This window comes from Azoarcus sp. L1K30 (assembly GCF_018122735.1).
Taxonomy (GTDB): domain Bacteria; phylum Pseudomonadota; class Gammaproteobacteria; order Burkholderiales; family Rhodocyclaceae; genus Parazoarcus.
Genome location: NZ_JAGRRD010000001.1, coordinates 4,039,276 through 4,064,256 on the forward strand (window position 1 = coordinate 4,039,276; position 24,981 = coordinate 4,064,256).

A 24,981-nucleotide genomic window follows, 5' to 3' on the forward strand; every position below is an offset into this window, starting at 1 on the left:
GAGGGGGGCGGATTGCCCCCGAGCGACAGGGGAAGACGACATGAAGACTGACAATATTCGCCCGGCCTTAGATGCCGAGATCGTGCTGCAGCCGCGCACGGTCGAGCAACTGGTCACCGGGCATCCGACCTCCGACGGCGCAGGGGTCAAGCTCACCCGTGTTCTGACCCAGCCGCTGCAGCGGCGGCTGGACCCCTTCCTGATGCTCGACGCCTTCGGCAGCGACAATCCGCACGACTATATCGCCGGCTTTCCCGATCATCCTCACCGCGGTTTCGAGACCATTACCTACATGATCGCAGGTCGCATGCGGCATCGCGACAGCGCGGGCCATGAAGGCTTGCTGGAAAACGGCGGTGTGCAGTGGATGACGGCCGGTCGCGGCGTGATCCACTCCGAAATTCCGCAGCAGGAAGAAGGTGTGATGGAGGGTTTTCAGTTGTGGCTGAACCTGCCCGCCCGCGACAAGCTGTGCCCGCCGTGGTATCGCGATTTCGGCGCTGCGGAGCTACCCCGGTTCGAGACCGGAGATGGCGCGGCGGTGACCGTCATTGCCGGCACCAGTCATGGCGTGAAGGGTGCGGTGACGCGGGATGCCACGGCGCCACTGTATCTCGACATCCACCTTGATGCGGGTGCCACCTTTACCCAGGCGCTGCCGGCCGCACACACTGTCTTTGCCTACGTCTATCGGGGTGAGGTGGAGATCGGCAGCACGGTGGTGGCTGCGCAACGCATGGCCATCCTGGCGCAGGACGACGGCGCCGATGGCGTCGTGATCCGCAGTGAAGTGCCGGCGCGCTTGCTGCTCATCGCCGGCCGGCCACTGAACGAGCCAATCGCACAATATGGCCCGTTCGTGATGAACACCGAGCAGGAAATCTATCAGGCCTTGCGCGATTTCCGCGAGGGACGGCTGGGCGACCCCGCCGACGCATGAACGCGGATGCGTACGCATCCGCGCTCTGCGGCCGGCACTGGTCGCGTTTGCCCAAGCTCACCGAATCGCGCCGCCGGTCTGCTCAGGCCCGCGCCAGCGCCTCCAGCGCCCGGACCTGCTGCAGAATGGGGTCGGGAATCGGCTGCCGACCGGCGAGCATGGCCTGGACGACTGCCACATTGTCGGCGATGGACGGGCTGTCCGGCAGGCCGGAGAGCGGGGGCGCGCCACCTTCTTCGCCGGCAACGCCGATGCGCGCCACACCGTCGACGTACACCTTCATCTCGGGGCAGCGCCTCGGGTTGGCGTAGATCTCACCCTCTGTTCCGCGCAACAGCATGGCGTGTCCACCGTCGGCGCGCAGGAATTCGTCCATACGCTCCAGGTATTCCGGGTGCGTGACCGCGACCACTCTGACGCTACGGCCGCGGCAGGGGTCGAGCAATTTGGCCATCGTATGTGCGCTGCTGCGAACGCCCATGCGCTGCCGCAGTGCGAGCAGTCTGTCGAGACCGGGCAGCAGCGCGCTTACCTGGATGCACGACAGTCTGTGCGTTGCCAGCTGCGCACCGGCCTCCGCGGGGTCGCGTGCCGGGACGGTTCCCAATGCGGCCAGCAATTCGAAAGGGCTGACCCGGGTTTCGAAGTCGTGGCGGCCCTGGATGAGCACCGGCACGCCTGCGCGCGCGAGCAACTGGGCGACGAGCGGCATCAGGTTGGGTTGACGACGCGCGCCGTTGTAAGTCGGCAGGACCACGCATCGTGGGCCGGGTGGCACCTCGATCTGCGCCCCTTGCGCATCCATGGCCTGCTTGAAGCCGAGCAACTCGTCGAGCGATTCGCTCTTGATGCGCAATGCGATCAGGATCGCACCGAGCTCGAGGTCGGCCACGCTGCCATCGAGCATGCCACTGAAGAGCGCGGTGGCGGCATCGCGCTCGAGTGAGCGCGCGCCCTTGGCGCCACGCCCGATTTCCTTGATCATGGGAGCACAGTTCATACGGCGGGATTATCCGCTGCCCTTGCCGCTTGCGGTAGGGTTGCGGACTGTCCGCGGTGTGATTTCATGCGAATTTCTCACGGAGCGCGAAACAAGATGGAAGTCGGATTCATCGGACTGGGCCTGATGGGCCGCCCCATGGCCCTGAACCTGATCAAGGCAGGGCATACGGTGCACGTGTGGAGCCGGCGCCGCGAGTCGATGCAGCCCTTGCTGGATGCCGGCGCCGGTGATTGTGCCAGCGCGGCGGATGTCGCCCGCCGTGCGTCGGTGACCATCAGTATGGTGGCCGATGCACCGGACGTCGAACAGGTCACGCTGGGTGTCGGCGGTGTGGCCGAAGGCGCACGTGCTGGTCATGTCCATGCCGACATGAGCACGATTGCACCGGCTGCCGCGCAGGCGATTTCGGCCGCACTCAAGGCGCGCGGCGTCGACATGATCGATGCGCCGGTGTCGGGAGGCGAGGTCGGCGCCATTGCAGGTTCGCTCACCATCATGGCTGGCGGCGATGCGGCGGCGTTCGAGAAGATCAGGCCGGTGTTCGAAGCCATGGGCAAGTCGGTGACGCTTATCGGCGATGCCGGTGCGGGCCAGGTCGCCAAGGCATGCAACCAGATCCTGACCGGCGTCGGCGTCGCGGCCGTGGCCGAGGCGCTCAACTTTGCCACCCGCAGTGGCGTCGATGCGGCGAAGGTGCGTGAGGCACTGCTCGGGGGCTTCGCCTATTCGCGCATCCTCGAAAATCACGGCCAGCGCATGCTGGATCGAAATTTCCGCCCCGGTTTCAAGGCCTGGATGCACCAGAAGGACATGCGTATCGTGCTTGAGGAGGCGCATCGCCTTGGCCTGGCGCTGCCTTCGTCGGCGGCTACCGCGCAGATGTTCAATGCGATGGTAGGCAGCGGGCTGGGCGAGGACGATTCGATCGCCATGCTCAAGCTGCTCGAGCGCATGAGTGGCGGGAGCGGTGAATGAAGGTTGGACTGGTCGGTCTCGGGGCCATGGGCATGCCCATGGCACGTCACCTGATGGCCGCCGGGCATGCGCTGGCGGTGTGGGCGCGGCGCCCCGAGTCCGCTGCAGTGCTGGCGCGCGAAGGCGTTGCGGTATGCGCGACCCCCGCTGCGCTGGCGGCGCGCAGCGAGATCGTGATCAGCATCGTGACCGGCAGCGTTGACGTTGAGGCGCTGATCACGGGCCGGGATGGCCTGGCGCAAGGCTTTGCCGCCGGCGCGATCCACGTCGACATGAGCACCATTGCGCCGGAAACGGCGCGTCGCATGGCCGCACATTGCGCGGGCATCGGCGTCGGCTGGCTCGATGCGCCGGTGTCGGGCGGTGCGCAGGGCGCGCTCGACGCCACGCTGGCGATCATGGTGGGCGGTGACGAGGCGACGCTCGAACGCGTGCGCTCGCTGCTCGAGGTGCTGGGCACGCGCATCGTGCATGTCGGACCCGCGGGCGCCGGTCAGGTGGCCAAGGCGTGCAACCAGATGGTCATGGTGTCGGCCATCCAGGCGTGTGCCGAGGCCATGCATCTGGCCAGAGCCCATGGCGTCGATGTCGGCGCGGTACGGAAGGCGCTGATGGGTGGCTCGGCCGCATCACGCATGCTCGACCTGATGGGCGGACGCATGGTGCGTCGTGATTTCGCTGCGGGCGTCGAAGCCCGCCTGCACCACAAGGACTTCGGCATCCTGATGCACGAAGCCGTGACGCTGGGCGTTCCGCTGCCGGTGGCGGCGCAGGTGTGGCAGCAACTCAACGCGCTGATGGCGTCCGGTATGGGGGGCGACGATACCGCGAGCCTGCTGCGGGTGCTGGAGGAAACCCGGCGCACGGACTGAGTGCGCGCGCTCAGTGCTGCGGCACGGGCGGCGCCAGCTCTGTGACGCCGGCCGCGCGCATGCCCTTGAGCAGTGCGGTCAGGGCGTCACCGGGCAAGGGGCGGCTGGACAGAAATCCCTGGTACATGTCGCATTGCCAGTGTTGCAGCAGGCGCAGCTGGTCGAGTCGCTCGACGCCTTCGGCGACAACGCTCAGGCGCAGGCTGTGGGCCATGGCGATGATCGTCTGCGCGATGGCCGCATCGTCGGGCTCGTCGACGATGTCCTTGATGAAGGAGCGGTCGATCTTCAGGCGATTGATCGGAAAGCGCCTCAGGTAGGCGAGGCTGGAGTAGCCGGTCCCGAAGTCGTCCACCGCGATCGAGACCCCCAGCGCCTTGCACCGGCTGAGCGTGTCGGAGCTCCGTTCGGGGTCGCGCATCACCAGGCTCTCGGTGAGCTCGAGCTCAAGACAATGGGTCGGCAGGCCGGTGGCCTGCAACACGCTGGCGATCTGCGCGGGCAGGTCGGGCTGGTCGAACTGGCGTGCCGACAGATTGACCGCGACGGGGACCTCGATCAGGCCGGAGACGCGCCAGGCGTGGGCCTGTGCGCACGCGGTGCGCAATACCCAGTCGCCGATGGGCACGATCAGGCCGGAGTCTTCCGCGATCGGGATAAACGCGTCAGGCGGCACCAGTCCGCGTTCCGGGTGTTGCCAGCGCAATAGCGCTTCCATGCCGGTAATCTCGCCGCTCGCGACATCGAGTTGCGGCTGGTAATACAGCACGAACTCCTTGCGTTCGAGCGCGAGGCGCAGTTCGTTCTCGATCATGAGGCGTTCCGAGGCGCGGCGCGACAGTTGCTGATCGAAGAATCGATAGGCGTTGCGACCGGCTTCTTTGGCCTGGTACATCGCGGCATCGGCATGCTTGATGAGGGTTTCCGCGTCGGCGCCGTCGTCGGGGTAGATAGCAATGCCGATGCTGGGCGAGATGGTCAGGCGCTGTCCGCGAATGTCAAATGGATCTCTCAGGGCGGCGAGGATCCTGCTCGCGACTTCGACGACCCGGCCGCGGTCGTGCAGCGACGGCAGCAGGATGACGAATTCGTCGCCGCCGGTGCGAGCCACGGTGTCGTCAGCGCGGACGCAGCTCATGAAGCGTCGAGAGACGGCCTGCAGCAGCAGATCTCCGGCCTGATGGCCGAGAGAATCATTGACGTATTTGAACCGGTCGAGATCGAGAAAGAGCAGGGCGAGCTGCCTGTCCTGGCGTTTGCAGCGCTCGAGGGCATCGCTCAGGCGCTGGCCCAAGTAGTTGCGGTTGGGCAGTTCGGTCAACGCATCGTAGTGGGCGAGAAAGCGGATGCGGGATTCGGCCGCCTTGCGTTCGCCGATGTCGCTGGCGATGCCGAGGTAGCCCCGAATGGTCCCATCCGGACCGTGCAGTGGTGATACCGAGAGGCTGGCAGGGAAGGTCTCGCCGTTCTTGCGGCGCAAGGTGAGCTCTTGCTGCGTGGATACGATGCCGTCGCGGGCGTCTCCGACCAGGGCCAGGAATCCCTTTCCATGCATGCGCTCGAGGCGGTCGACCTCTTCCGCCGGATAGAGCAGTACGGGGGTCGCACGACCACAGACTTCGGCCGCCCTCCATCCAAAAATCCTCTCGGCTGCGGGGTTGAACAGCTCGATCAATCCCTCAGGATCGGTCGACACGATGGCGTACTCCGACCCGTCAAGGATGGCCCGCTGCAGGGTCGTGGTGTTGCGCAGGCTGCGTTCGGCCTCCGTGCTGCGGGCAATCTCGGCCTGCAGGGCGCTGTTGCTGCGCTCGAGTTGGTGGTTCATGTGTTCGAGCGCACTGGTCTGGCGTAGCACTTGCCGCCTGACGCTGCGGCTGCGCGACTGCAGCAGGATGACCAGCGCAGCGCCCAGAAAACCGATGAGGGGGCCCCCCCAGCGCAGCGTCTCCACCGACGCGCTGGGCTTGAGCAGGTAGTGTCCGGCAAGCGGAGAGACCTCGACGAGCCAGTGCTGCTGCCCGACGCGGATCTGCTCTACGTACATCATCGCCGCCGGGCGCAGGTCGGGATCCTGATAGATCGGTGTCGGGTGGCTGCCGGCCAGGTCGATGATCTCGATGCTGACGTCTCGCGCGTCGCGGCGATTGCCGAGCAGGCCGGGCACGAAAGATTGCGGGTCGACGATCCTGCGCCCTGCGGGCGTGTCCAGCTCACGCTGTATGCGTTCGACCTGTTGCGCAGCGGCGCGCTGAAACCTTGAAATGCCCTGGGCTTGCTCCATCTCGTGGGCCTGGCGTTCAACCTCGCCGATGACGGACCACAGGGCAATGAAAACGATCACCGGCAGTCCCAGTTGTGCCAGCGAGGCCAACACCGGTAACAGGGACGGCCGCTTCATCTTGAGGGTCATCGTGGCGCTGCTGCCATTGGCACCATGTCGCTCACGAGCGTGCATCCGCGCGCGGACGACCGTACCAGCGGAAGCGCTCGATCACGTCGGCCATCTCCGCAGCCGAGAGCAATACCGGTTCGCCCAGTTGCAGCGTGCGCCAATACTGTTCGCACAAGGTCTCGAACTCGATCGCCTGCGCCAGTGCATGGGCGAGATCGCGCCCGTATACGACCATGCCATGGTTCGACAGCAGGCAGGCGCTGCGACCGGTCAATGCGTCAACGACGCGATCGGAAAGGGCCTGCGTACCGAATGTGGCGTAGGGCGCGCAGCGGACGTCGGTGCCGCCGAAGCGCGCAATCATGTAGTGGAAGGCGGGGATGCCCCTGCGCTGACAGGCGAGAGCTGTCGCAAAGGGGGCGTGAGCGTGCACGATGGCGCCTGCCTGCGGAAAGGCGGCATAGATATCGCGGTGCAACTGCCATTCGGACGAAGGCGCCAGCGGTCCCCTGCTGGTACCGCTGCTATCCAGTTCGGCCATGTCCGCGGCCGTGCAGGCCGTGGCGGCGATACCGCTGGGCGTGATGAGGATGCGCTTATTCCAGCGCACGCTGGCATTGCCCGAGGTGCCGACATTGAGCCCCGCCTCGCCCATCGCGATCGCGGTTGCGAGCAATTCGTCGCGCAAGCCGGTTTCGGTCACGCTCACGCGTTGACCCCGGCATAGGCGGCGCGCAGATCCGAGGGTGCGATGACCCCGCGTTCGGTGATAATGCCCGAGATCAATGCGGCCGGCGTGACATCGAAGGCTGGGTTCGCGGTACGGGTGCCGGGCGGCGCCAGCTGCACGGTCACGGGATGACCGTCCTCCTGGGCGCCCGGACCGGTCACGCTGCAGACCTCGGCGGCGCCGCGGTCCTCGATCGGGATGGCCGCGCCATCGGCGCAGGCGAGATCGAGTGTCGAGTGGGGCGCAGCGATATAGAAAGGCACGTTTGCTGCACGCGCGGCCAGCGCCTTGAGCAGCGTGCCGACCTTGTTGGCGCTGTCACCGTTGGCGGCGATGCGGTCGGCGCCGGTGATCACGACATCCACTTCGCCATGCATCAGTAGGTGACCTGCGGCGTTGTCGGCGATCAACAGGTGCGGTACCCCCGCCTCGCGCAGCTCCCACGCGGTGAGCAGCCCCTGGTTGCGCGGACGGGTTTCACTGACGATGACTTCGATGTCTATGCCGGCGCCGTGGGCGGCATAGACCGGCGCGAGTGCGGTGCCCGCGCCGAGGGTCGCCAGCCAGCCGGCATTGCAGTGGGTCATCACCCGCAGCGGGCGTCCGCCCTGGGCAGGGTGTGTGCGCAGCAGGGCCAGTCCGTGCTCACCGATCGCCTCGCAAGTGGCCGCATCATCAGCACAGATCGCGCTCGCCGCCGCCCACGCCGCTGTCACGCGTTGCGCTGCAGGCAACGGCCTCAGGCGGCTAGCCATGCTTTGCAGTGCCCAGTGCAGATTGACCGCGGTGGGGCGGGTGGCGGCGAGCAGGGCAAGGGCGTGGTTGAGTGTTGTGTCTTCGGCGCCGTCACGTGTCAGTGCGAGGGCAAGGCCCATGGCGGCTGTTGCCCCGATAAGCGGCGCGCCGCGGACCTGCATCGAACGGATTGCATGCGCGACCTCGTCGAGGGTGCGCAGACGGACCTGCCTGCGCTGCCACGGCAGCGCGGTCTGGTCGAGGATCAGCAAGCTGTCGCCATCGCGGCACAGCGTTGGAACGGGTTGCACAAACATGGTGTGGATGATGGGAGCCTGATCCCGGTTTGTCGCGGTGAAATTGCCGCATGCAGACGCTGCAGACCCCTTTCTCCTGCTCTCAAGGGCAAGTTAAGGCTCGGAATGTGCCAGTCCTCGGACGTCTTCGCAAGTCCGGCTTCGTTTCGGGATGACGCTTGCCATCTTCGGCCGCTCTGCGAGAATGCGGAAACGACCAATGCCCATCTGTCCGGACGCTCATGCCGCACTTTCCCGCTCCACTCCAATCCCGCCTGCCGGCGGTGGGGACGACCATCTTTACCGTGATGTCGCGCCTGGCGCAGGACACCGGCGCCATCAACCTGTCGCAGGGTTTCCCGGACTTCAACGCCGAAGACGCCTTGTTCGATCGGGTTTCGCACTGGATGCATGCCGGGGCCAATCAATATGCGCCGATGGCGGGCTGTCTGCCGCTGCGCGAAGCGATCGTGCGCAAGGTCGAAGCCCTGTATGGCACGGCTTACGACGTCGAACACGAGGTCACGGTTACCGCTGGCGCCACCCAGGCGCTGTTCACCGCGGTGGCGGCGCTGGTGCATGCAGGGGACGAAGTCATCGTGTTCGAGCCCGTGTACGACGCTTATGGCCCCGCAGTCGAACTGGCCGGCGGAAAGCTTGTGCGCATGCAGTTGCGGGCGCCGGACTATCGTCCTGACTGGGCTGCGGTGGCGGCAGCCATCGGGCCGCGGACGCGCATGATCATGATCAATTCGCCGCACAACCCGACCGCAACTGTATGGTCCGCCGACGATTTGGCCAAACTGGCTGCGCTGACACGCGGCAGCGGCATCATTGTGGTGTCGGATGAGGTATACGAACACATCGTGTTCGACGACCAGCCGCATCGTGGGTGTGCCGCACATCCGGAATTGGCTGCACGCAGCATCGTGGTGTCGAGTTTCGGCAAGACCTATCACGTCACTGGCTGGAAGGTGGGCTACGTGGTGGGGCCGCGCGAGTTGATGGCAGAGTTTCGCAAGGTTCATCAGTTCAACGTGTTCACGGTCAATACGCCGGTGCAACTGGCGCTGGCCGACTACATGGCCGACGCCGAGCGCTACCTGCGACTGTCGGCCTTCTATCGGGCCAAGCGCGATCATTTCTGCCATGCGCTGGCCGGCTCCGGATTCGAGTTGCTGCCGTCGCATGGCACCTACTTCCAGCTCGCGCGCTACCGCGCGCTGTCGGACAGGCCCGATACCGATTTCTGCAATTGGCTGACGCGCGATGTCGGCGTGGCGGCGATTCCGTTGTCGGCGTTTTTCGCCGACGGGCGTGACGAAGGGGTGATCCGCTTCTGTTTCGCCAAGAACGAGGCCACGCTCTCTGCTGCCTGCGAGCGCCTTCGGGGCGTCGAGCCGATGGCCGGGCGCTGAACCGGATGCGGCGCCGGTTCGCACGACGCGCGTGGTAAACTGCAAAGCCTCTTCATCTGCCCGTCATTCCTGTCCATCGTGCGCAATCTGCTGATCTTCTTGCTGGTTCTGGGTGGTATCTGGTGGGTGCGTCGTGCCCTGCAGCGCATGGGCGATGCCGCGCGGAAAGCGAGGAGGCAGGACCGGCTCGATGAGCCGGAACGCGTACTGGCCTGCGCCCATTGTGGCGTACATGTGCCGGAGAGCGAAGGCGTGCGCGACGGCAGCGGCTTCTACTGTTGCGAGGCGCATCGTCAACAGGGTGACACGGGCCGGGGAGGCTGAACTTGGCCGAGTCCCGGGGCGCCGAGGTCGATCCTTCCCGCCAGCAGTCGCTGCGCTACTTCAATCTGTTTCGCCTCATCATGTCCGGCATCTTCATTGTTGCCGGGCGCGAGCTCAATCTGGGCAGCGAGCATCCGTCGATCTATCTTGTCGGATCGGTGTGCTATCTCGCCTCCATTCTCGCGCTCGGTTTTCCGGATGCGGCAAGATTCTTCGGCTTCAATCGCCTGGTGACGCTGCAGGTCGTGCTCGACGTGATCCTGCTTACCGTGATCATGTGGGCCAGTGGTGGATTCCGCAGTGGCATGCCGGTGTTGATGATGATCATGCTGGCCGGCGCGGGGCTGGTGGCCGAAGGGCGCATGGTGCTTTTTCTGGCCGCCGTGGCCACCGTCGCCGTGCTGGCGGAAAACGGCTGGCGCTATATCGCCGACGGTACCCCGGGTGATTTCCTGCAGGTGGGCATTACCTGCGTGGCCTTCTTCGGTATCGCTCTGGTGGCGCGCTTGCTCGCCCAGCGAGCAAAGTACAACGCGACGCTGGCGCAGGCGAGAGGCGAGGCGCTCGTCAGTCAGCAGGCGGTCAATGAGCGCATCATCCGCGACATGCGCGATGGCGTGATCGTGCTGGGGGCCGATGGTGTTGTACGCCAGGCCAATCCCCAGGCCGCGGCACTGCTCGGCCTGCAGCGCATCGAGGGGCTGATGCTGGCCGATATCGACCACGGTTTTGCCGATTGCCGCGAGCAGTGTTGTGGTGCCGATGGCCGCATGATGCGCCTGGGCGCTGCCCGCCGGCTGCTGCGCTGCCGCGTGATGGAGGCCGACACGGAGGCCGCCGTGGGCGGCGATGCGCTGGTCTACATCACTGATTTCGAGGACATCCAGCGTCAGATGCAGCAACTCAAGCTTGCTGCACTAGGCCGTCTGACCGCCAGCATGGCGCACGAGATCCGCAATCCGCTCTCCGCCGTGAGCCAGGCAGCCGAGCTCTTGCAGGACGAAAAGCGTGCCGACATGCAGGCCCGGCTGGCACGCATCATCAACGACAACGCCAGTCGTATCGAACGCATGATTCGCGACGTGCTGGCGCTGGGGCGCAGGGAGCAGGCATTGCCCGAGGCTCTGCCACTGGCGCCCTTCGTGGCTGAAGTCGTTGATGCGCAGGGCTTGCGCGGCGACGCCGAATGCGCCGTGTTCGACATCGACATCGACCCTGCGCTGACGCTGGCGATCGACCGTGCCCACCTGCACCAGATACTCGACAATCTGCTGTCCAATGCCCGCCGCTATTGCACCGGGAAAGCCGGTGCGGTGCGCGTCCATGGCGCCATCGGTGAGGACGGCCTGGTCTGCCTGCATGTGCGGGATGATGGCCCGGGCATCGAAGAGGCATTGCGGGTGCAGGTGTTCGAGCCATTTTTCACTACCCACGCAAAGGGGACAGGACTCGGGCTTTACATCGCGCGTGAGCTTGCCGAGGCGAACGACGCCACGCTCGAGTTGCGGCCGGAGACGTCCGGTGCCCACTTTGTGCTGACCGGACGGAGTCGCCCATGAACAGTCAGGATCGTCGCAACCGGAGCGCCAGTGTTGACGTGCTGGTGGTGGATGACGAAGAGGACATTCGCGAACTCCTCGAGTTGTCGCTGTTGCGCATGGGTCTGGGGTGCGATGCCGCGGGCACGGTGGCCGAGGCACGGGCGCTGCTTGCCGAGCGGCGGTATCGCCTATGCCTGACCGATATGCGCCTGCCTGATGGTGACGGCCTCGAGTTGGTGGAGTTCATCCAGCACCATCAGCCGGGCCTGCCGGTGGCGGTCATCACCGCGTTCGGCAGTATCGAAACGGCCATTCGTGCGCTAAAGGCGGGGGCCTTCGACTTCGTCACCAAGCCGGTGGAACTGAAGGCCTTGCGCGAACTCGTCACCCACGCCCTCAAGCTCCAGCCGCCGTCGGGCGAGGCCGCGCCCGACGGACGGCGCAACCTGATCGGTTCTTCTGCGGCGCTGGCACAGTTGCGGGTGCAGGTGGACAAGCTCGCCCGCAACCAGGCGCCGGTGTTCATCCATGGCGAGTCGGGTACCGGCAAGGAGGTCATTGCGCGCCTGATCCACGGTCTGGGCGCGCGTGCGGCGGGTCCATTCGTGCCGGTGAATTGCGGCGCGATCTCCCCCGACCTGATGGAGAGCGAGTTCTTCGGACACCGCAAGGGCAGTTTTACCGGCGCGACCGCCGACAAGGAGGGCCTGTTTCAGGCCGCGCATGGCGGCACCCTGTTCCTCGACGAAGTGGGTGAGTTGCCGCTTGCGATGCAGGTCAAGCTGCTGCGTGCGATTCAGGAGCGTGCGGTGCGACCGGTGGGGGCGCATGCCGAGGTGGCGGTGGATGTACGCATTCTGTCGGCCTCCCATCGCGATCTGGCGCAGCTGGTCAATGAGAACCGATTTCGCCAGGATCTGTACTTTCGCATCAACGTGATCACGCTGCGGGTGCCGCCGCTACGCGAGCGGCGCGAGGATATTCCCGCCCTTGCGGAACATGTGCTGGCGTTGCTTGCGCAGCGTGAGGGTGGGCCGGTACGCAGCCTTGCAGCCGGTGCATTGGCGGTGCTGCAGCAACATCCGTTTCCGGGAAACGTGCGCGAGCTCGAGAATCTGCTCGAACGTGCCTGTGCCATGTGCGATGGCGAGGAAATCACGACGGCCGATCTCGACCTGCATCCCACCGAGGGGCTGACCCAATCGATGCAGCTCGGCAGATTCGAAGATGACGGCGAGGACGACTCCGACGACGAACGCATCCGTATCCTGCGTGCCCTCGACGAGACACGGTGGAACCGGTCGGCGGCTGCACGCCAATTGGGCATGACGCTGAGGCAGTTGCGTTACCGTTTGCAGAAATGGGGTATGGACTGAGCGCAGCGGGCACGGCCGGCTTCAGCCGGCGAGATCCTCGAGCAGGTTGATGGTGCGATTGGTGGCGCCGCGGTTGATGGCGGCAAAGTCCAGCCCCGCTGCGGACATTGCCTCGAGCCGTGGTCGATTGGCGAGCAGTTCGAGCGCAGCGCGCATGCCGTCTTCCGGGTTCGACCGTCTCTCTGCGGCGCCATGTGCGATCGCCTGTTCGGTGACCTGGGCGAAATTGAAGGTGTGCGGGCCGACCAGCACTGGTGTACCGACGGCGCAGGCCTCGATCAGATTCTGCCCTCCGAGCGGGAGCCAGCTGCCGCCGATCAGCGCGATGTCGGACGCAGCGTAGTAGGCAAACATCTCGCCCATCGAGTCGCCCACCCAGACCCGCGTGTCCGTGGATACGTCCGTGTTGTCGCTGCGGCGCTGGGTCTGGAGGCCCTTGGCGGCGGCCAGTGCGGCAACCGTGTCGAAGCGCTGGGGGTGGCGCGGGACGACGATCAGCAATGCCTCGGATGGCGCCAGCTGCTTGAAGGCATCCAGTAGCGGGCCCTCTTCGCCATCGCGCGTGCTTGCTGCCAGCAGTAGCGGCCGCTTGCCGCAGCGTGTGCGAAAGATGTGCGACAGGGCGGCGGCCTCTGCTGGCGGTGTGCTGTCGAACTTGATATTGCCGGTGATGCTGACGCGACGCGCGCCGAGCGCACTCAGACGTGCCGCGTCCGCAGCCGTCTGTGCGCCCAGTGCGCTCAGGGCGCCGAGCGTCAGCGCGGTCAGCGACGGCAGGCAGGCATATCGCCGCGCCGACCGATCCGAGAGGCGGGCATTGGCCAGCAGCACGGGTATGTGAAGGCGGCGACAGGCTGCGAGCAGGTTGGGCCACAGTTCGGTTTCCATGATGACGCCGAACTGGGGGTGAAAGTGGCGCAGGAAGCGACGGGCAAAAAAGCCCAGGTCGTAGGGGAGATACACGCGCAACACCCGCGGCGAGTCGGCAAAAAGGGCCTTCGAAGTCGCCCGCCCGGTGGGCGTCATGTGCGTGAGGATGATGGTGTGCTCCGGCCAGCGCCCCAGCAGCGCCTTGATCAAGGGTTCGGCGGCCCGCGTCTCACCCACCGATACCGCATGGACCCAGATGCTCGCCCCCGGGGTGCGTACATCGTAGATGCCGAAGCGCTCTCGTACGTGCTTCAGGTAGGCCGGCTGTTTGCGGGCGCGCCACAGCAGGCGTAGCAGGGCCAGTGGAAGCGCAAGAAGCCACAGCAACGAGTAGGAAATACGATGGAGCATCAAGGCCGATTGGAACGGAACGGCGAAAGTATAAGGGCGTGACGTGGTAGTCGGGCAATCGTCATGAGGGTCGTGAGATAATCCGCGCGTCTTCAAATCCCGTTTTCAATAAACCATGAAAATCCTCGTCACCGGCGCAGCCGGCTTTATCGGCATGCACACCTCTCAGCGCCTGCTCGCCCGCGGCGACGAGGTGGTTGGTCTCGATAACCTCAACGACTACTACGATCCCACGCTCAAGGAGAGTCGGCTGGCACGCCTGACGCCGCATCCGGCCTTCCGTTTCGTCAGGATGGATGTCGCCGACCGCGCCGGCATGGAGCGACTGTTCGCCGAGGAAAAGTTCGATCGCGTCATCCACCTCGCCGCACAGGCCGGCGTGCGCTACTCGCTGCAGAACCCGCATGCCTACATCGACAGCAATATCGTCGGTTTCATGAACATCCTCGAAGGCTGCCGCTACGGCAAGGTGCAGCACCTCGTGTACGCGTCGAGTTCCAGCGTGTACGGCGGCAACACCAGGATGCCGTTCTCCGAGCACGACAGCGTCGACCATCCGGTAAGCATGTACGCGGCCACCAAGAAGGCCAATGAGCTGATGGCTCACACCTACAGCCATCTGTACGGCCTGCCCACCACGGGACTGCGCTTCTTCACCGTGTATGGGCCGTGGGGACGGCCGGACATGGCCCTGTTCCTGTTTACCAAGGCGATTCTAGAAGGCCGGCCGATCGACGTCTTCAATCACGGCAAGATGAAGCGCGACTTCACCTATGTGGACGACATCGTCGAAGGCGTGCTTCGTACCCTCGATCACGTTGCCGAACCCGATGCCGGCTTCAATGCCGATCAGCCGGATCCTGGTCGCAGCAAGGCGCCGTTCCGTGTATTCAACATCGGCAACAACAATCCGGTCGAGCTGATGGCCTTCGTCGAGGCGATCGAAAAGGCGCTCGGACGCAGTGCGCAGAAGAACTTCATGCCCTTGCAGGATGGCGACGTGCCCGCAACCTATGCCGATACTTCGGAGCTGAACGAGTGGACCGGCTTCATCCCCGCCACCAGCGTGAGTGACGGCGTCGGCCGCTTCATCGAGTGGTACCGGGGCTATTACGGCGCCTGAGCAGGGGTGTGGCCCCGCGTCTTGCGGGGTCAGCCGGCAAATGCCGAAAACCGTGCCGGTCTGAGCCCGGCCGCAGTCAGGTCGTCGGCAAAATCCGCGCTGGCGAGGTAGGCCAGTTCGACCTCGCGCGGGGTGGTGAGGCTGTCGCAGGCGAGCAGTGCGGCATCGACCCGGCCGGGGTGAACATGCACCAGCGGGCGTGGGCCGAGTACGGTGAGGAAGGCCTGCATGCGGGGCCGGAAAGGGTGCGTGGCAGAAAAGTCATGCAGCCCCGAGAAGCCCGCGTTGGTCGCGATTCCGGCAGCGTCCGCCAGACGTTTGAGTGGGCGTCCCAGCTGCGCGATGAACAGGGCCTTGGGTGTGGCGACGCCACGACGGATACAGGCGCCTGCGGGTTCCACGCAGTTTCTCAGCCAAACCGTTCCGGCCGCGTAGCGGCGCTGCACTTCGGTCACGACCGCCTCACGAACTGTCGGCAACAGGTGCACATGCTGATGGCCGTCGATATAGTCCGGCGCTGCGTTCCAGCGTGCCTCGAAGGCATCGAGCTGGGCACGCAGTTCGTCACGTACGGCCTGTGCCGGCAGGGCGTGAAGGAGGGCGCGCGGCAGCAAGCGGGAAAGCGGCGGCAGGCGGCCGGCAGTCGTCAGTCCCTTTGCCGCGCTCAGGGGCCGGTGATCGGTAAGGGTAAGATGCAGGCCGACGTCCGCGGGACAGCTGGCGACGGTGTCCTTGAGGATGGCTGCGGCACGTGCCCAGTCGGCGCAGTTGGTCATGCAACTGGTAGCCGACAGGCAGCCGGCGGCAATGAGTTCAATAATGGCGTCACTGACGCCCGGCGCCAGGCCGAAGTCGTCTGCGCACAGCACGAATGGTTTCGAAGCGGAAATATTTGACATTGCAATCCGTTGTAACAGGTGATCGGTCAACGCACCAGCGGGGTGCCTCGTTTACCGTGTATTCCTCCGCGCCGGAGGTTCTTCGTGCGAGTGTGCGACCGTGTCACGTCCTGATCTGAATGAAGCGCTTGCCACCCCCGCCGTCAAGGCGAGAGTTGAGCGCCCCTTGCTGTCCGTGGTAATCCCGCTGTTCAACGAGAGCGGTTCGTTGCCGGCCCTGCACGCGCGCTTGCGTGCCGTGCTCGATACCATGGACCTGGCCGGCTACGAACTGGTCTTCGTCGATGATGGCAGCCGCGACACGACCTTTGCCGAAGTGGCCGCCCTCGGGGTCATGGATCCGACGGTACGCGGGCTTCGCTTTGCGCGCAATTTTGGCAAGGAAGCCGCCATGGCTGCCGGATTGCGCGCCGCGATCGGCGACGTGATCGTGTTGATGGACGGCGATCTGCAGCATCCGCCCGAACTCATTCCGGAGATGATGGCACGCTGGCATGGCGGGGCGCAGATGGTCACTGCCGTACGTGGCTCGCGCGACACCGATCCCTGGTTGCGGCGGCAATTGTCGCGCGGTTTCTACAGCCTGTTCCGGCGCGTCTCCGAGGTTGCGCTGGCCGAGGGCGGTGGGGATTTCCGACTGTTCGATCGTGCCGTCGTCGACGCCATCAACAGCCTGCCCGAGCGCACGCGATTCATGAAGGGCATTACCAGTTGGGTCGGGTTCCGTCAGGAAACGGTCGATTTCGAACCCGCCGAGCGTGCGGCAGGTGCGTCGGCGTGGTCGCTGCTGCGCCTGCTGCGTTACGCCATCGATGGTTTTTCCGCTTTCAGCACGCTCCCGCTGAGGGTGTGGTCGCTGATTGGCATTGGCATGGCGGCATTGTCCGGCACCTATGGTTTGTGGCTCGTGCTGCGCACCATGGTGTGGGGCATCGATGTGCCCGGCTACGCGTCCATCATGGTGGCGGTGCTGTTCATGGGCGGGATCCAGCTGATCAGCCTGGGCGTGCTGGGCGAGTACGTTGGGCGAATTTTCACCGAGGTCAAGGCTCGTCCCCTGTATCTTGTTTCGGACCGGATCGGATTTCAGGAGCAGGCACGTTGAGCAACGCGGCAACAGGTACCGCCAACGGGCGTTGGATCGGGGCAGTATCGGGATTCGGGGCACTGTCCGGCGCCCGGCTTGGGTGGGGGGTGCTGGCCGGCATGAGCCTCTTCGTGCTGCTGTGCTTCAACCAGTACGGCATCAGCAACGACGAGGAGGTGCAGCATGTCTACGGTCGCTTGCTACTTGACTTCTATGGGTCGGGTCTGGTCGATCAGTCGGCCTTTGCCTACAAGAACCTTTACCTCTATGGCGGATTGTTCGATCTGATTGCGGCCGGACTCGAGCGCATGTTGCCCGGCGTCAATGTGTGGGACATGCGCCATCTGCTGTCGGCTCTCTTCGGACTTGGCGGGCTGGCTGGAACCTGGTTGCTGGCACGACGCCTGGCAGGAGACTGGGCGGCATTGGCGGCACTGGTGGTACTGGCGCTGACCGGTGCGTGGACCGGCGCCATGTTTACCCATACCAAGGATGTGCCGTTTGCCACCACGATGATCTGGTCGCTGCTGTTCATCGTGCGCATTCTGCCCACGCTTCCGCGCCCGGCATGGCGTGACGTGGCGGGTCTCGGGTTCGCCATCGGGTGTGCGTTCGGTTTGCGGGTCGGTGCCGTGTTTGCGGTGTTCTATCTTGGCGTTGGCATGCTGGCTGCGGCCTGGCTTGGTGCGACCGGTCTGCAAGACCGGATCCGTTTCCTTGGCAGTTCGTTGCGCGCGGTATGGCCCGCTGCGCTTATTGCACTCGTGTTGATGGGGATTTTCTGGCCGTGGGCGATGAAGTCGCCGAGCAACCTGTTCAAGGCCATGACCGCGTTTTCCCATTTTTCCTTCGAACTCAACACCATTCTGGGTGGAAAGGTTATGGCCAACGGCGATGTGCCCGGCTATTACCTGTCGTGGTACCTGCTGGTACGACTGCCCGAACTCTTCCTGCTCGGTCTGGTACTGGCCGTGCTGACGGCGCTGCGGGCCTTGCCCGGTTTGCGTCATGCGGCCGGGCGTAAGGCAGCTTTGCCGTGGCTGCCGCTCGCGCTGGCGGCGATGGTGCCGCTGAGCTACACGCTGCTTGCCGCACCGCCGCTGTACAACGGCATTCGCCACTTCACGTTCCTGCTGCCGCCGCTGGCGGTTCTCGCCGGCGTCGGACTGACGCATGCCTGGCAGCGTGCCGCACCATTCGCGCGCGGCCGGCAATTCGCCACGTTTGGCTGCGTCGTACTGGCGCTGGGGCACGGGGCGGCGCTCGTCCGCCTGCATCCTTATGAATACGTTGCCTACAACGGGATTGCCGGCGGGCTACCCGGTACCGTGGGGCAGTGGGAGCAGGATTACTGGGCCGCGAGTCTGCGCGAAGCGGCGCTGGATCTCAATGCCTATGTGGCACGCAAAGGCCTCATCGGACAACACCTTACCGTCGCGGTATGCGCAGAAGAGGTGCAGGCGCAGCAGTGGCTGAGTCCGGCGCTTGAGGTCACCGATGACTGGAGGGACGCGGACTTCTACCTGTCGCCGACGCAGATGGGTTGCGATCGGGTCCTCAAGGGGCATCTCGTCGCCTCGGTGGTGCGTGAAGGTGTACCGCTGGCGGTGGTGCTCGATCGTCGCCACCTGGAGGGCGAGGATCGCATTCCGGAATGACTACGGTGACGGGATTTGGTCGTTTCCTGCGCTTTGCCGCGGTCGGTGCGGTGGGGACGGCGGCGCACTACGGTTTGCTGTTGGCGTTGGTGGAGGGCCTCGGCGCTGCACCGCTGCCTGGGTCGATCGCGGGCTTCCTGCTCGGGGCTGTCGTCAATTACGCGATCGGTCGCCGCTTCGTTTTCGCGTCCGAACGTGCGCATGTCGAGGCCTTCCCGCGCTTCATGACCGTTGCCGGCATCGGTCTGTGCTGGAATGCGGCGCTGATGTACATGTTTGTCGATGTATTGGCGCTGCATTACCTGGTGGCACAACTGCTCACCACCGGCTTGCTGCTGCTTTGGCACTACGCGGGCAACGCGCGATGGACCTTCGGTCGCCCCAAGGCGGTCAAGGCCGCGCGCGCGGATGCCGGCGAAGGCGTTTGAGAGAACGGGATGACCGGCACATCCTTTTCGCCGCCGGCCATCCTGCGGGCTGAAACCTACAGCGGTAGCCCGTCAAACATGGCGTAGGTATTGCGCAGCCAGGTCTTGACCCGCTGGCGCTCGAGCATGCCCAGTGCATCGCTGCCGTTGCGGGTGTTGATGGCGGCCCAGAAACTTGCGTCCTGGCGATCGATCTTGCGCATGCAACCCTCATGCAGTTCGGGCAGGCTGACCACGTGCGCACCCATGGCCAGTGCATCCTTGAGCGCTGCGGACTCGTCCAGTTGGGAAAAGTCGCTGCCCCGGCCGAGATTGCGGACCACGAAGTAGTTGGGTCCGGCGCCGTGCGTGGCCACCAGTTTCCCCAGCAGGTCGACCGAATCCTTGCCGGCATCGGCCAGATGCCAGAAATTGACCGCGATCCCCATTTCCGCCAGGAGCGGCAGCAGGTCCGAATCCTTGATCCAGCGTGCCAGCGGGGCGGCCGTCTGTGCGGCGAGATCAACGATCACGCTGTTGTGCTTTTCTTCATCGTCGGCGACGTCCTCGAAGGTGCTCGCAATCGCGTCCAGTTCCTCATAACTGTCGACGATGACCGGCGCGGCGTAGTCGCCATAGAAGCGGGTGAAGGTCGTGTGCGAGCGGTCGGTATCGAAGCCGGTGAAAGGGCGCTCGCGGTCGATGAAATACTGCGCCAGCGCCCGTGACGCGACCGATTTGCCGACGCCGCCTTTTTCGCCGCCGATGAAGTTGAGTGAGCGCATAGATTCGTCCTGTTGATTGGGAAGCAAGAGCCGGATGGCAGGTGGCCGCACGGGTCAGTGTAGCAGCTGCAGATGGCCGATTTTGAGGGCGACATGTTGCAGATGTCGGTTGTTTAGCAAGAAGCATGCGGAGCGCAAGCGGCGCGGGGGCGTGCGCACGGGCAGCCCGTTGCGCCGCCTTGCGGGCGCGGCGCAGGAAACCTGCGCGCGAGGAGGCCCACCACGGTGCGGCCGTGCACCGGCGAGGTGCGTCGACCTGCTTCCTGTCTCCTGCACCCGGTGTCTATTGCGGACCGCTCAGAAAGGCCGCCTCCTCCTCACACAGTGTGGTGATCAGGTCGGCGATGGCGCGCACCCGCGGGGAGCGGCGGACGTCGGCATGCTGCACCAGCCAGATTTCGCGGGGAGGCGTCGGATCGGGCGTCGGAATCCGCACCAGGCGCGCGTCATGGCCTGCCAGATAATGCGCAAGGCAGGCAACGCCCAGCCCCGCCTGCGCTGCGCCAAGCAATGCAATCTGATCGTTGCTGCGCAATACGAAGCTGCGCTTGCCTGCGTAACGCTCGAACCAGATCTGATGTGGCTGGTGCCGCAGATTGTCGTCTAGCCCGATGAATGTCCACTCCGATTCGTCGCGCACGCGGGCGTAGTCGGGATGCGCATATAGCCCGAAACCGAGCTTTCCCAGCGAGCGCACCACCAGCCCGGGATCTCGCGGACGCCCCAGGCGGACGGCCAGGTCGGCTTCACGACGGGACAGATTCACCTCTCTCAGGTCACTGACCAGCTCCAGCGTGATGCCAGCCCAGTCCGCATGACGGGCCGCGATGCGCGGCACCAGAAACAGGCTGGCCAGACTGGGTGGCAGCGAAACCCTTACTGTCCCGCGCAGGTTCCCGGCGCCGACCGCCGCGCGTTCGAAGGCGAATGCCTCGTCCTCCATGCGCTCGGCAAGGCCAAGCATGTCTTCGCCTTCGGCCGTCAATTGCCAGCCACGTGGGAGGCGATCGAAAAGACGCAAGCCGAGCGCCTGCTCCAGGCTGTCGACCCGGCGTGCAACGGTCGAGTGTTCGACCGCAAGCTTGCGCGCGGCACCAGACAGGCTGCCCTCGCGCGCAAGCGCCAGAAAGTAGCGGATGTCTTCCCAGTGCAATGCCGGTTCGGGTGATTTGTGCACAGATAATTCCTGTTTTTTGCTAATTGCCGAGTGTTTTTTAGCCTCCTACCATCGTTTGCACAAGGTCAACTCAATGGAGTGCAAGCATGATTTCCAACACATCCACGCGGCCGCTGCTGCTCGGCGGCCTTTGCATGCTGGCTGCGGCGCTGAGCTGGGGCGGCATGTTTCCGGTGGCAAAGGCCACTTTGCAATTCGTTGATCCCTACTTCCTGACACTGATCCGGTACGGCATCACGGCCCTGATCATGGTGGCGATCCTGTGGGCAGTTGAAGGGCGAATCGCATTGCGCACCGACGGCCGGGGCTGGTCCCTGTTCGCGTTTGGTTGTGCCGGATTCTGCGGATTCGGCCTCTTCGTGTTTACCGGTCTGCGCGCGTCGTCGCCGGCACACGGCGCCATCCTGGTTGCGCTGATGCCCTTGCTGACCGTGATCGTCAACGCCGTCATGTCGCGAATGCTGCCGCCATGGCATACCCGGCTCAGTATCGTGATGGCCTTTCTCGGCGTGGCCATGGTGGTGGCCGACGGCCATCCCTCGGCGCTGCTCGAGTCGCGTTCGGCGGGGGCGGATGGACTGATCCTGGCCGGCGTGTTGTCCTGGGTGATCTACACGCTCGGCGCGCGAAATTTCACGGGCTGGTCTCCACTTCGCTACAGCGCATTGACCGTGAGCTTCGGAATGGGCGGGGTCGCGCTATGCACGGCGGTCGCGCTTTCTGCTGGCGCCGCGCAGCTGCCGCGGGCTTCCGGGCTGGCGGACGTGATTCCACACTTCGCCTATATCATCGTGTTTGCCTCGGTCGTGGCGGTGATCGGGTGGAACGAGGGCGTGCGACGCCTGGGGCCGGTCAATGGTGTGCTCTTCATCAACTTCGTGCCCATCACCGCCTTTGTCATCCAGGCCGTACAGGGGCAGCCGGTGGGTGGGTGGGAGCTGGGCGGCGGCGGCCTGGTCATCCTTGCGCTTGTGCTGAACAACCTTCTGCAGCGCCCGCCCCGGACCCGGGCGCCAGCTTCGATTTGCTCGCAAACGGCATGAACGTCTGCGCGCATTGAGCTGACCCATGCCCATCGGGCACATCGTGTCCGCGCCGGCCGCCATCGCTCAGGGTGGGTGACCGAGCCGCTCCCGGGGTTGCCGGAGGAGGCGTTCTGAACCTTCATCTGTTGTTCATATGAACGTCAATGAAGCGCAACAGGGCGGTGTGATGATGTTCAAATGAACAACGGGCACATCCTTCGCACAACAGGTCAGCCAGCCGAGTTGCTGTCGGCCGAGGATCGCATGGGGGCCATCCTCGCCCGGGTCGGCGTTCACGGCTTCCAGTCGATCGATGCGCTCGCGGCCTTGTTCGGCGTGACCACCCAGACCATCCGCCGCGATGTGAATGCCCTGTGCGATCGGGGTCTGTGCCGCCGCCGGCATGGCGGCATCGATGTCTTGCCGGAGGGGGAGAACGTTGCCTATCCGGCGCGGCAGATCCTGGATCGCGAGGCCAAGCGCCGTATTGCCCGTTGCGTGGCCGATGCCGTGCCGGAGAATGCAAGCCTGTTCTTCGGCATCGGCACCACGCCTGAAGAATGCGCGCATGCGCTGGCTGACCGGGCCGGTCTGAGGGTCATGACCAACAATCTGAATGTCGCGCTGGCGCTGCGCGGCAACCCCTCATGCGAGCTGACGATTGCCGGTGGCCGGCTGCGCAAGCTCGATTGCGACGTCATCGCCGGTGAAGCGCACGGCTTCTTCTCGCGCTTCTCGGTCGACATCGGCATCTATGGTGTCGGCGGTGTGGCCGAGGACGGCAGCCTGCTCGATTTCAATCATGACGAAGTGCGCATGCGAACCGAGCTCGCGAGCCATTGCCGACGGCGTTTCCTCGTGCTCGACCATTCCAAGTTCGGCCGCGGCGCCATCGTACGCGGCGGGCATATCACCGAGGTCAGCTGCGTATTCACCGACCAGGCGGTGCCGTCCCCGATCGCGGCAATGCTCGAGGCGGCCGGCGTCGCGCTGATCGTTGCACCCCCATCCCATCCACCCACCCTCTGAAGGAAGATCCGACCATGTACTTTCCGAACCTGCGACGTCTCGTTGCCGGCATGGCCCTGGCCGTGACGGCTGTCGGCACCATCGGCATCGCCCATGCCGAGGAGCATGCGATCTGTTACAACTGCCCGCCCGAATGGGCCGACTGGGGCTCGCAACTGAAAGCGATCAAGACGCGTCTCGGTATCGAGGTGCCGCCGGACAACAAGAACTCGGGGCAGTCGATCGCCGCGCTGATCGCCGAGAAGGCCAATCCGGTGGCTGACGTCGTCTATCTCGGCGGCATTGCGGCCGATCCGGCGCGCGACGCCGGCGTGCTGACGCCCTACAAGCCCAAGGGCTGGGAGAAGATTCCTGATGGCCTGAAGGATCCGAACGGCCATTGGTTCGCCATCCATTCCGGCACCCTGGGGCTGTTCGTCAATACTGCAGCACTCGGTGGCAAGCCGGTACCGCAACGCTGGTCCGACCTGCTCAAGCCTGAATACAAGGGCATGGTCGGCTATCTCGACCCGACTTCAGCCGCGGTCGGGCAGCTCGGCGTCATGGCGATCAATCTGGCGCTCGGTGGCAGCTACGACAACCTCGACCCGGCCATCGCCTTCTTCAACAATCTGTCGAAGAACCAGCCCATCGTACCCAAGCAGACCTCCTACGCCCGCGTCATCTCCGGCGAGATCCCGATCCTGATCGACTACGATTTCAATGCCTACCGCGGTCAGTACGGCGACAAGGCCCCGACCCGTTTCGTCATTCCGCAGGAAGGGACGGTCGTGCTGCCCTACGTGATGGGGCTGGTGAAGGGCGGGCCTCAGGCTGCGAACGGTCGCAAGATCCTCGACTTCGTGCTTTCGGATGAAAGCCAGACCATGTGGGGCAACGCCTATCTGCGACCGGTGTTCGCCGAGCACCTGTCGGCCGAAGCGAAGGCGCGATTCCTGCCCGAGTCCGACTATGCGCGTGCCAAGCCGGTCGACCTGAAGAAGCTCGCTGCCGCGCAGCCGATGATCGTTGAACGCTATCGCAATGAAGTGAAGTAATTCCCGCCGCTCCTGCACGTGGCGCATGTGCGGCGCGTGCAGGGCGATTGCGAGTGTGCTCATGATCTATCTTCTCCTCCCCGCGGCCGCCTTTTTCGGGGCATTTTTCCTTCTGCCGATGTGCAGGCTGTTCCTCGTCGGCGGCAGCGGCACACGCGGCTGGTCGGCCTACACCGCCATCCTCACCGATCCGGTCTACTTCAACGCCTTGCTCGCCACGCTCGGTGTGGCAGCCGCCACGACCGTGGCCACGCTCCTGATCAGCGCGATTGCGGGCGTGTTTCTGCAGCGCCACCGCTTTCCCGGCAATGCGCTACTGGTGTCGATGCTCACCTTGCCGCTGGCCTTTCCCGGCGTCGTGATCGGCTTCATGGTGATCATGCTGGCCGGTCGCCAGGGCTTGATCGGCGCGCTCACCCAGGCGCTTGGCGGCGATAAATGGGTGTTCGCCTATTCCCTTGGCGGCCTGTTCATGGGCTATGTGTATTTCTCCGTGCCCCGCACTATCCTCACCGTGATGAGCGCGACCGAGAAGCTCGACCACCGGCTCGAAGAGGCCGCGCGCTCGCTGGGGGCCTCGACCTGGCGGGTGGTGCTCGACGTGATCCTGCCCGGGCTCAAACCGGCATTCATCTCCGCCGGCGCGATCTGTTTCGCGACCGCAGTGGGCGCCTTCGGCACAGCGTTCACGCTGGCGGCGCGCATCAATGTGCTGCCGATGGTCATTTATACCGAGTTCACTCTGTCGGCCAACATCGCCATGGCGGCGGCGCTGAGCTTCGTGCTCGGTGCGGTGACCTGGCTGGTATTGGCGCTGGCGCGGACGGCTGCGGGCTCCACCGTGGCGGCAGCAGGATGAGGGCGCAAC

23 protein-coding genes are annotated in these 24,981 nt (G+C 64.9%); 15 read left to right on the top strand and 8 right to left on the bottom strand.

Annotated features, from left to right (window positions below; translation table 11 throughout):
• Positions 1–40: 40 nt before the first annotated feature.
• Positions 41–940 (top strand): pirin family protein, encoded by a 900-nt coding sequence (locus tag J5J83_RS18500; protein ID WP_212351408.1) that lies wholly within the window; start codon positions 41–43, stop codon positions 938–940.
• An 82-nt stretch (positions 941–1,022) separates the two neighbouring features.
• Here J5J83_RS18500 and ybiB read toward each other — a convergent pair whose 3' ends face one another.
• Positions 1,023–1,940 carry a DNA-binding protein YbiB gene (gene ybiB, locus J5J83_RS18505; protein WP_212351409.1) on the bottom strand — a complete coding sequence of 306 codons (918 nt, stop codon included), beginning with the start codon at positions 1,938–1,940 and terminating at the stop codon, positions 1,023–1,025.
• A 96-nt stretch (positions 1,941–2,036) separates the two neighbouring features.
• Between ybiB and J5J83_RS18510 the strand changes: the two genes are divergently transcribed.
• The gene (locus J5J83_RS18510) at positions 2,037–2,918 is read left to right on the top strand and encodes an NAD(P)-dependent oxidoreductase (protein WP_212351410.1); all 882 of its coding nucleotides are present in this window, start codon (positions 2,037–2,039) and stop codon (positions 2,916–2,918) included.
• The gene (locus tag J5J83_RS18515; RefSeq protein ID WP_212351411.1) at positions 2,915–3,790 is read left to right on the top strand and encodes an NAD(P)-dependent oxidoreductase; all 876 of its coding nucleotides are present in this window, start codon (positions 2,915–2,917) and stop codon (positions 3,788–3,790) included. The genes J5J83_RS18510 and J5J83_RS18515 overlap by 4 nt, the downstream gene beginning before the upstream one ends.
• Positions 3,791–3,800: 10 nt before the next feature.
• Here J5J83_RS18515 and J5J83_RS18520 read toward each other — a convergent pair whose 3' ends face one another.
• Genes J5J83_RS18520 through mtnA form a run of 3 tightly spaced genes read right to left on the bottom strand, consistent with a single transcriptional unit; the run spans position 3,801 to position 7,967 of the window.
• Positions 3,801–6,203 carry an EAL domain-containing protein gene (locus tag J5J83_RS18520; RefSeq protein WP_212351412.1) on the bottom strand — a complete coding sequence of 801 codons (2,403 nt, stop codon included), beginning with the start codon at positions 6,201–6,203 and terminating at the stop codon, positions 3,801–3,803.
• A gap of 31 nt (positions 6,204–6,234) precedes the next feature.
• The gene (locus J5J83_RS18525; RefSeq protein WP_212351413.1) at positions 6,235–6,894 is read right to left on the bottom strand and encodes a class II aldolase/adducin family protein; all 660 of its coding nucleotides are present in this window, start codon (positions 6,892–6,894) and stop codon (positions 6,235–6,237) included.
• On the bottom strand, positions 6,891–7,967 hold the full coding sequence (gene mtnA / locus J5J83_RS18530; RefSeq protein WP_212351414.1) for an S-methyl-5-thioribose-1-phosphate isomerase: 1,077 nt from the start codon (positions 7,965–7,967) through the stop codon (positions 6,891–6,893). Before mtnA ends, J5J83_RS18525 begins: the two co-directional genes overlap by 4 nt.
• A gap of 221 nt (positions 7,968–8,188) precedes the next feature.
• Between mtnA and J5J83_RS18535 the strand changes: the two genes are divergently transcribed.
• From J5J83_RS18535 to J5J83_RS18550, 4 genes are all read left to right on the top strand, one after another.
• Positions 8,189–9,364: a pyridoxal phosphate-dependent aminotransferase gene (locus J5J83_RS18535; RefSeq protein ID WP_212351415.1), complete on the top strand. Its 1,176-nt coding sequence runs from the start codon at positions 8,189–8,191 to the stop codon at positions 9,362–9,364.
• Between the two features lie 126 nt (positions 9,365–9,490).
• Positions 9,491–9,688, top strand: coding sequence for a PP0621 family protein (locus J5J83_RS23190; protein WP_349251955.1), 198 nt, complete (start codon positions 9,491–9,493; stop codon positions 9,686–9,688).
• Positions 9,689–9,690: 2 nt separating this feature from the next.
• On the top strand, positions 9,691–11,247 hold the full coding sequence (locus tag J5J83_RS18545) for a PAS domain-containing sensor histidine kinase (RefSeq protein ID WP_249115780.1): 1,557 nt from the start codon (positions 9,691–9,693) through the stop codon (positions 11,245–11,247).
• Complete coding sequence (locus tag J5J83_RS18550) at positions 11,244–12,605, top strand: sigma-54 dependent transcriptional regulator (RefSeq protein WP_212351417.1); 1,362 nt, start codon at positions 11,244–11,246, stop codon at positions 12,603–12,605. Before J5J83_RS18545 ends, J5J83_RS18550 begins: the two co-directional genes overlap by 4 nt.
• 21 nt (positions 12,606–12,626) lie before the next feature.
• On the opposite strand, the gene waaA is transcribed toward J5J83_RS18550, so the two are convergent.
• A complete protein-coding gene (gene waaA / locus J5J83_RS18555) occupies positions 12,627–13,886 on the bottom strand; it encodes a lipid IV(A) 3-deoxy-D-manno-octulosonic acid transferase (RefSeq protein WP_212351418.1) in 1,260 nt (419 codons plus the stop codon).
• Positions 13,887–14,001: 115 nt separating this feature from the next.
• Here waaA and J5J83_RS18560 point away from each other — a divergent pair, with 115 nt between their 5' ends.
• The gene (locus J5J83_RS18560) at positions 14,002–15,009 is read left to right on the top strand and encodes an NAD-dependent epimerase (protein WP_212351419.1); all 1,008 of its coding nucleotides are present in this window, start codon (positions 14,002–14,004) and stop codon (positions 15,007–15,009) included.
• A gap of 29 nt (positions 15,010–15,038) precedes the next feature.
• Here the strand turns inward: J5J83_RS18560 and J5J83_RS18565 are convergent, their stop codons facing one another.
• Positions 15,039–15,908: a ChbG/HpnK family deacetylase gene (locus J5J83_RS18565; RefSeq protein ID WP_212351420.1), complete on the bottom strand. Its 870-nt coding sequence runs from the start codon at positions 15,906–15,908 to the stop codon at positions 15,039–15,041.
• A 100-nt stretch (positions 15,909–16,008) separates the two neighbouring features.
• Between J5J83_RS18565 and J5J83_RS18570 the strand changes: the two genes are divergently transcribed.
• Genes J5J83_RS18570 through J5J83_RS18580 form a run of 3 tightly spaced genes read left to right on the top strand, consistent with a single transcriptional unit; the run spans position 16,009 to position 19,081 of the window.
• Positions 16,009–17,013, top strand: a complete 1,005-nt coding sequence (locus tag J5J83_RS18570) for a glycosyltransferase family 2 protein (protein ID WP_212351421.1) — start codon at positions 16,009–16,011, stop codon at positions 17,011–17,013.
• Positions 17,010–18,653 carry a glycosyltransferase family 39 protein gene (locus J5J83_RS18575; RefSeq protein ID WP_349251920.1) on the top strand — a complete coding sequence of 548 codons (1,644 nt, stop codon included), beginning with the start codon at positions 17,010–17,012 and terminating at the stop codon, positions 18,651–18,653. Before J5J83_RS18570 ends, J5J83_RS18575 begins: the two co-directional genes overlap by 4 nt.
• Positions 18,650–19,081 (top strand): GtrA family protein, encoded by a 432-nt coding sequence (locus J5J83_RS18580; RefSeq protein ID WP_212351422.1) that lies wholly within the window; start codon positions 18,650–18,652, stop codon positions 19,079–19,081. The genes J5J83_RS18575 and J5J83_RS18580 overlap by 4 nt, the downstream gene beginning before the upstream one ends.
• 56 nt (positions 19,082–19,137) lie before the next feature.
• On the opposite strand, the gene J5J83_RS18585 is transcribed toward J5J83_RS18580, so the two are convergent.
• Positions 19,138–19,845, bottom strand: a complete 708-nt coding sequence (locus tag J5J83_RS18585; protein ID WP_212351423.1) for a mobilization protein — start codon at positions 19,843–19,845, stop codon at positions 19,138–19,140.
• A gap of 283 nt (positions 19,846–20,128) precedes the next feature.
• The gene (locus J5J83_RS18590; protein ID WP_212351424.1) at positions 20,129–21,022 is read right to left on the bottom strand and encodes a LysR family transcriptional regulator; all 894 of its coding nucleotides are present in this window, start codon (positions 21,020–21,022) and stop codon (positions 20,129–20,131) included.
• 86 nt (positions 21,023–21,108) lie between these two features.
• On the opposite strand from J5J83_RS18590, the gene J5J83_RS18595 reads away from it, so the two are divergent.
• The 4 genes from J5J83_RS18595 to J5J83_RS18610 all read left to right on the top strand — a co-directional run bounded on the left by J5J83_RS18595 (position 21,109) and on the right by J5J83_RS18610 (position 24,972).
• Positions 21,109–22,065, top strand: coding sequence for a DMT family transporter (locus tag J5J83_RS18595; protein WP_212351425.1), 957 nt, complete (start codon positions 21,109–21,111; stop codon positions 22,063–22,065).
• A 180-nt stretch (positions 22,066–22,245) separates the two neighbouring features.
• On the top strand, positions 22,246–23,076 hold the full coding sequence (locus tag J5J83_RS18600; protein ID WP_249115781.1) for a DeoR/GlpR family DNA-binding transcription regulator: 831 nt from the start codon (positions 22,246–22,248) through the stop codon (positions 23,074–23,076).
• A 14-nt stretch (positions 23,077–23,090) separates the two neighbouring features.
• Positions 23,091–24,113, top strand: a complete 1,023-nt coding sequence (locus J5J83_RS18605) for an extracellular solute-binding protein (RefSeq protein WP_249115782.1) — start codon at positions 23,091–23,093, stop codon at positions 24,111–24,113.
• 61 nt (positions 24,114–24,174) lie between these two features.
• The gene (locus tag J5J83_RS18610; RefSeq protein WP_212351426.1) at positions 24,175–24,972 is read left to right on the top strand and encodes an ABC transporter permease; all 798 of its coding nucleotides are present in this window, start codon (positions 24,175–24,177) and stop codon (positions 24,970–24,972) included.
• The last annotated feature ends 9 nt before the right edge of the window (positions 24,973–24,981 follow it).

What these genes read in the sequence shown, in the direction of transcription:
- J5J83_RS18550 (WP_212351417.1), top strand. Translation starts at nt 11,244, where the DNA reads ATGAACAGTCAGGATCGTCGCAACCGGAGCGCCAGTGTTGACGTGCTG.
- J5J83_RS18500 (WP_212351408.1), top strand. Translation starts at nt 41, where the DNA reads ATGAAGACTGACAATATTCGCCCGGCCTTAGATGCCGAGATCGTGCTG.
- ybiB (WP_212351409.1), bottom strand. Translation starts at nt 1,940, where the DNA reads ATGAACTGTGCTCCCATGATCAAGGAAATCGGGCGTGGCGCCAAGGGC.
- J5J83_RS18585 (WP_212351423.1), bottom strand. Translation starts at nt 19,845, where the DNA reads ATGCGCTCACTCAACTTCATCGGCGGCGAAAAAGGCGGCGTCGGCAAA.
- J5J83_RS18595 (WP_212351425.1), top strand. Translation starts at nt 21,109, where the DNA reads ATGATTTCCAACACATCCACGCGGCCGCTGCTGCTCGGCGGCCTTTGC.
- J5J83_RS18610 (WP_212351426.1), top strand. Translation starts at nt 24,175, where the DNA reads ATGATCTATCTTCTCCTCCCCGCGGCCGCCTTTTTCGGGGCATTTTTC.
- mtnA (WP_212351414.1), bottom strand. Translation starts at nt 7,967, where the DNA reads ATGTTTGTGCAACCCGTTCCAACGCTGTGCCGCGATGGCGACAGCTTG.
- J5J83_RS18510 (WP_212351410.1), top strand. Translation starts at nt 2,037, where the DNA reads ATGGAAGTCGGATTCATCGGACTGGGCCTGATGGGCCGCCCCATGGCC.
- J5J83_RS18560 (WP_212351419.1), top strand. Translation starts at nt 14,002, where the DNA reads ATGAAAATCCTCGTCACCGGCGCAGCCGGCTTTATCGGCATGCACACC.
- J5J83_RS18535 (WP_212351415.1), top strand. Translation starts at nt 8,189, where the DNA reads ATGCCGCACTTTCCCGCTCCACTCCAATCCCGCCTGCCGGCGGTGGGG.
- waaA (WP_212351418.1), bottom strand. Translation starts at nt 13,886, where the DNA reads ATGCTCCATCGTATTTCCTACTCGTTGCTGTGGCTTCTTGCGCTTCCA.
- J5J83_RS18605 (WP_249115782.1), top strand. Translation starts at nt 23,091, where the DNA reads ATGTACTTTCCGAACCTGCGACGTCTCGTTGCCGGCATGGCCCTGGCC.
- J5J83_RS18520 (WP_212351412.1), bottom strand. Translation starts at nt 6,203, where the DNA reads ATGACCCTCAAGATGAAGCGGCCGTCCCTGTTACCGGTGTTGGCCTCG.
- J5J83_RS18515 (WP_212351411.1), top strand. Translation starts at nt 2,915, where the DNA reads ATGAAGGTTGGACTGGTCGGTCTCGGGGCCATGGGCATGCCCATGGCA.
- J5J83_RS18580 (WP_212351422.1), top strand. Translation starts at nt 18,650, where the DNA reads ATGACTACGGTGACGGGATTTGGTCGTTTCCTGCGCTTTGCCGCGGTC.
- J5J83_RS18600 (WP_249115781.1), top strand. Translation starts at nt 22,246, where the DNA reads ATGAACAACGGGCACATCCTTCGCACAACAGGTCAGCCAGCCGAGTTG.
- J5J83_RS18565 (WP_212351420.1), bottom strand. Translation starts at nt 15,908, where the DNA reads ATGTCAAATATTTCCGCTTCGAAACCATTCGTGCTGTGCGCAGACGAC.